The sequence below is a fragment of the Bradyrhizobium sp. SRL28 genome (assembly GCF_018596315.1).
GTDB lineage: Bacteria > Pseudomonadota > Alphaproteobacteria > Rhizobiales > Xanthobacteraceae > Bradyrhizobium.
This window is the reverse complement of record NZ_JAHEAG010000115.1, coordinates 1-5,247: the sequence shown is the minus strand read 5'-3', so window position 1 is coordinate 5,247 and position 5,247 is coordinate 1. Positions and strand designations below refer to the sequence as shown.

Sequence of the window (5,247 nt, the reverse complement as noted above, 5' to 3'; positions counted from 1 at the left end):
TCCATTTGCCGACTTCGGCGATCGTCCCCTTGAGGTCCGTCTTACCCCGCAAGCGGGCATCGTCAGCTTGGCCACTCATGTCGGCTAAGCGCCACAAGCGGGCTGTTGAAGAAACGAACGTTTCATCATGACAGCAAACCTCCACGCCGAGAGGAACTCGGGAGGCGAGCCTTCTCCAATAGACGTAAGCCAACGGGCTCAAACGCGGGACGAAGCGAACTGGGACAGACGTCGCGGATTCATAAACCATCAGCTCTGGTCAGCTTTGGTTTACCAGACCCATTAAGCTTTCGCGCCCAAGAGCATGCAATGGTGGCTGCAGATCGGGGGGACAAACCTCGACAGGGAAAGCGTCGGGGTCAGGCCTCATGGGGCCTGACCCGCCATCTCCGGGGACTGCAATGTCTGCAAAGACAACGCCACAAAAGGCGAAACGCAAAAGCTTAAAGACGGGCCCGCCGCCCACCTATCCAGCATCGACGATATCGATGGCTACGCAAAACCTGATCAACATGTTAGTCGTATTTGCTGTCTCAGGCACGATTCTGCTTGGGCTTTTAGCTGCCAAACATCTTTAAGACGGCAACATTCGGGCATCGGGCATTAGAGAACCCTGACGTCCGCCTTGGGCCAACGGACCTTCCCTTCAGTTGATTTTGGACCCTGAGCGACATTCTCCTCGATGGCGCCAGGACGATGGGGCTCTGGGCGGACAGTTTCTTCCGATCGCTGCCGCGCCCGCACCGAGCGGTGAGCGGCTTGGCGATCAAAGGCGGGCGGGTACCCTAGTCAGCGCAGCTGACCCATAACCAACATCGCGTGGAGGTCCAGCACGTATCGACCAGATGGCTCCCATGCCCTAAAGACAGAAGTGGCCAATAATTGCTGACTGAAGCAGTGCTTGCGAGTACCCTGACGCACGTACAGAGCTAAGATGTACGGCGAAACTCTGCGAGGGCCAAAATGGCAGAACTTCGCGAGTGGCTTGAGGCGCGAGGACTGGGCCGTTACGCGGACGCGCTACTGGCTCAGGACATCGAACTCGACATCCTGCCCCAACTGACAGATGCAGACCTGACGGCGGCCGGGCTGCCGGTTGGCGCCCGCAAGCGCCTGCTCCAGGCTATTGAGGGGCAGCGCAACCTCTCCGACGCAGCGATGCAGTCAATGGGGTCGCCGCCGATCGTTCCGCCAGCGGAGCCCGCAACTGAAGCGGAACGACGGCAACTGACCGTCCTTTTTTGCGACGTCGTCGGCTCGACCCAGCTCGCTGAGGCGTTAGATGCGGAAGATCTGCGAAATCTGCTGCTGTCATTTCAGAAGGTATGCGCAGAGGTGGTTCAGCGCCATGAAGGGCAAATCGGCCTTTTCATCGGCGATGGCGTGACCGCCTATTTCGGCTATCCGAGGGCCCACGAGGATTCCGCTCAGCGCGCAGTCCAGGCGGGCCTCGACATCATGATCGGATTAACCGAGCTTGGGCGAGAAGGTCTCGAAGCTCGCTGCGGTGTCCACACCGGCCCGGTTGTTGTCGGTGAACTGGGAGTTGGCGAGAAGCGCCTGTGTGACGGCATCGTTGGCGAAGCGCCAAATATTGCCGCACGTCTGCAAAGCTTTGCACCGCCGGGTAGTCTGGTCATGAGCGAGGCGACGCAACGCCTCGTGGAGGGCTTCTTCGAGGTTGAGCCGCTTGGCCCGCAAATGCTCAAGGGCGTCAGCGCACCGATTGCGATCTATCGGGTGCTGCGCCCCAGCGCTGCACCCAACCGCTTTGAGGCGAGACGTGGACAATTCTTGACCCCACTTATCGGCCGCGAGACCGAACTCGGCTTTCTCACCAAGCGGTGGGAGAACGCGATGGAAGGCGAAGGCCAGGCCGTGCTGCTGCAGGGAGAAGCCGGCATCGGTAAATCCCGCTTGCTGCAGACGCTTCGCATGCAGCTTCGCGAAGCGCCGCACACCGAGATCGTCTTTTATGGTTCTCCACAACATCAGACCAGCGCGTTTTGGCCGGTAATCCAACAATTGCATCGGGCGCTGGGTTTTGCCGGCGAAAAAGATGACGTCGCGCGGCGCGAGCGCCTCCGACACTTTCTCGGCGATCTCGATTTGGACAGTGCCGATGTGGTCGAACCACTCGCCATGCTGCTGGGTCTTTCTACGGATCCGGGGTGGAATGCCGGCCCAGCGGATCCTGAACAGGTTCGCCGAGCTGTCTTCGCTTCCCTGTCGCGGCTTACCTCTGCGGTGCAGCGGCGAAGCCCAGTCCTTGTGGTCGTCGAGGACGCCCACTGGATTGATCCCTCGACCACGGAACATGTAGGTCAGACGCTCACCGATATGGCATCCCAACGGCTTTTCGTTCTGCTGACCGCCCGACCGGAGTTTCGGGCGCCGTGGTCGAACTCGTCGCAGATGGTGACCTTGCCGCTCGCCAGGCTCAGCCGTCGTGAGACCGAAGCGATGATACGTGGCGTGGCGCCCGATGATCTGCCGGCAGCCATGGTGGCGCAATTGGTCGCTAAGACCGACGGTGTGCCACTATTCATCGAAGAGCTTACCAAATCGGTCGCCGAAAGCAGGAGTAACCTCGCCTTCGGCGCGGCCATCGAGATCCCTGCGACTTTGCAGGCCGCACTTCACACCCGTTTGGATCGTCTGGCGCCGATCCGTCAAATCATTCAGGTGGCGGCGCTTTTGGGCCGGGTGTTCGATGCCGATCTTCTGATCGCAGTGACCCAGCGAGATGCTGCCGCAGTCAAACGGGCGCTGCACGACCTGATCGAGGCTGAGCTTATCTACCCGCGAAGAGATCCCCACAGCGAAAGCTATCAGTTCAAGCACGCACTGATCCAGGACGCGGCCGTAAGCCCCCTTCTTCGCAACCAACGGGCCCAATTGCACCGCCAGATCGCTGTTGTCCTGGTCGAGCTTCGCGCCACAGCGGTCGAGCGCAACCCGGAACTCGTCGCGCACCATCTTCAGGAAGCCGGCGATTGGGGCGGCGCGCTCGAATATTGGCAAAAGGCGGGAGTGGCCGCCATGGCAAGGGCTGCCGCCCGGGAGGCGGTATCGCACTTTGCCAATGCGATTGACTGCAGCAAGAGACTAGCCGATGTGCCCGGCGGCGCCGAGCGGATAGCCCGTCTCCATCTGGCGATGGCCAGTGCCTTGGTGCAGTCGGGCGATTATCGTTCTGAGCGCCTTGGTGAGGCGCTTGATGATGCACGTCGTGCCGCCGCGAACACCGCATTGGTCGAATTGCAGTGTGAAGTGGTGCTTTCGATCGCTGCGTTTTCCTATGCCACCGGGCGCAATCGCGACTACCTGACGCTCGCCGATGAGCAATTGGAAAACCACGCTGATCTGCTATCCCCAGCCTATGTGAGCGCCCTTTGGTCGACAAAGGGGACCGCTCATTTCAACCGGGCAGAATGGCGCTTCGCGATCGAAGCCATGCGTAAGGCCCGAGATCTGATTGATTGGACTGACGCCAGCCGCCGTATTTTGCTGGGCGGTGGGGATCAACTCATACCGACCCAGCAAGACTTTTTCCGATCACTGGTTGCGATGGGTTTCGTTGACGAGGCCGTCGAGACGGCCGAGTGCTTTGTTCGAACGATTGACCGGATGGAGAAGCCTTACGACATCACCTGGGCTCTTGGGACAAAGAGCCTTGTGTGCGCGCTGCTCGGCCAAAACGATGTGCTACTGCGGGACGCGGCGAAGATCATCGAGATCAGCGAACGCCATGGATACGCCGCCCGACTTAGCAGCGGTCTTTCATTGCGAGGACTTGCGCGCTCGCGATTGGGTGAGCTGAATGCCGGCATCGACGATGCCCGCGAGGGAATGGTGCTTTGGCGTGGACAGGGCGTGGTGTTTACTACCCCGGATCGGGCATGCAGGCTGTGTGATCTTCTGGTGCAGGCGGGCCGTCTCGAGGAGGCATCGCATCTGCTGGACGAGGTCGATGCCCTCGTCATCAATACCGACGAAGCTTGCTTCCTGGCTGAATGCATCCGCATTCGCGGCCAAATCGCCGCTTGCGCAGACGATCTGTCCGGCGCGGTGCGCCTGTTCGAAAAATCGGTCGCTGTTTCCCAGCGGCAGGAAGCGCGACTATTCGAGCTCCGCGCCACAACACAACTAGCATCAGTTCTCGCACGTCAAGGGCGTTCCCAGGAGGGTGAGGCACGCCTGCGCGCCATCATCGACGCATTCGATACCAGATACGAAATCGTCGATCTTGCCGCTGCTCGAAAAGTGCTGGACACGTTGCGTCGATAGAGGACGTTACGCCAATGAACAGGCGATCGATTGAGATCAACGGCGCCGAGCTAACCTATCTCGAGGCGGGCGTAGGCCCTCCCGTAATCCTAATCAACGGGCTGTTAGGCGACTATCGTTCGTGGCGCCGACAAGTCGATGTGCTTCGCCCGAACTACCGGGTCCTTGCGCTCAGCCAGCGCTACTACTGGCCGAACAAATGGCCGGATGACGGCGCGGGATTCAGTGTCGCCACCCACGTTGCTGACCTTTCAACCCTGCTACGCCAGCTTGACCTGCCGCCGGTTCATCTCATCGGCCATTCCTATGGCGGCGGGGTCTCCGCGCAATTCGCCAGCGAGCATCCGGAACTTGTCCGTTCACTAGTGCTGGCGGAGCCGGCGGTCGCGACAATCGCGCTGGACGATCCTGCAGTGCGGGGATTGATGGCCGAATTTGGCGAGAACAGGAAGATAGTTTTCGACGAATGGCAGAATGGCAATCGGACCAAGGCTGTCGAGGAGCAACTCCTCTATGTGTTCGGGCAGGAAGCCCTCGACCGGATTCGCGGCGAGCATCTCGCCTTCATCAACGAGAATGCAGACGTGATCGGCGCCGCGTTACGCCCGCGGCCCCCGCCGCCACCGTTCACGCCTGCGAGCGCACGAAGGCTAACGATGCCGGTGCTACTTATTGAGGGTGCCAGCACCAGACCGATCTTTCGGGTCACCTGCGAAAAGCTTGCGAGCTATCTGCCGGATGTCCAACGGCTCATCCTCCCCGGCACCTCGCATGCCCTTTGTCTGGAGTCGCCTGGGCCCTTTAACGAGGCCGCACTCCAATTCATCAATGGTCATTGAGACGAAACGCCAGGAATTCGTCCTCGTCACCCCGCCGTCGCGCCTCGTTGGTGCCGATAGGATAGCACTGCAATATTACAGTCTTCCACTTACCGGACATCGCCGATTTGCCGAATGA

General features: G+C 60.2%; 3 protein-coding genes. 2 read left to right on the top strand and 1 reads right to left on the bottom strand.

The annotated features are described in order from the left end of the window. The coding region (locus tag KIP88_RS45255; protein WP_214494547.1) for a hypothetical protein at positions 1-250 on the bottom strand (250 nt) is incomplete at its 3' end. Positions 251-963: 713 nt separating this feature from the next. On the opposite strand from KIP88_RS45255, the gene KIP88_RS45250 reads away from it, so the two are divergent. Both KIP88_RS45250 and KIP88_RS45245 read left to right on the top strand, forming a co-directional pair. Continuing rightward, entirely contained in the window at positions 964-4,290 is a 3,327-nt protein-coding gene (locus tag KIP88_RS45250; RefSeq protein WP_214494546.1) for an AAA family ATPase, read from the top strand. A 14-nt stretch (positions 4,291-4,304) separates the two neighbouring features. Continuing rightward, complete coding sequence (locus KIP88_RS45245; protein ID WP_214494545.1) at positions 4,305-5,129, top strand: alpha/beta fold hydrolase; 825 nt, start codon at positions 4,305-4,307, stop codon at positions 5,127-5,129. The last annotated feature ends 118 nt before the right edge of the window (positions 5,130-5,247 follow it).

Excerpts from the sequence above, each read along its gene's own strand:
- KIP88_RS45250 (WP_214494546.1), top strand. The coding sequence starts at position 964 with ATGGCAGAACTTCGCGAGTGGCTTGAGGCGCGAGGACTGGGCCGTTAC.
- KIP88_RS45245 (WP_214494545.1), top strand. The coding sequence starts at position 4,305 with ATGAACAGGCGATCGATTGAGATCAACGGCGCCGAGCTAACCTATCTC.